Source organism: Pseudomonas sp. 300, assembly GCF_055803035.1.
The window spans coordinates 1,424,652-1,424,990 of the sequence record NZ_JAVLRV010000002.1 but is presented as its reverse complement, the minus strand read 5'-3'; positions in this window follow the sequence as shown (position 1 = coordinate 1,424,990).

Below are 339 nucleotides of genomic sequence, written 5' to 3'. Positions count from 1 at the left end.
AGGCCCAGCCGGGGGCCGTGACGGGGCGGCTACCGGCAGTGTCCCTCAGTCCGCTACCGTGCAAGGCGTGAGGAAGGTCGAACCTCAATTCACCGGAGTACGGGAAGAATCAGGCTATTACCTCTTCGACGAAAACGGCAATAATGGGATAGAACTTGGTACGGGTAGAGTCGCCCCGCCCACACGTCCGTCAAATACCTAACCAGCCCACGCTCCTCCTGGCTATCGGAAAAATGCTGTCCCGATAGCCAGGAAAGCGTTCAGCTTGCCGACTGGCAACTCAGCAACATTCCCCGTTACCCCCCCGCCCACACTCAGCGTACTCTCACCTGCGCGCCC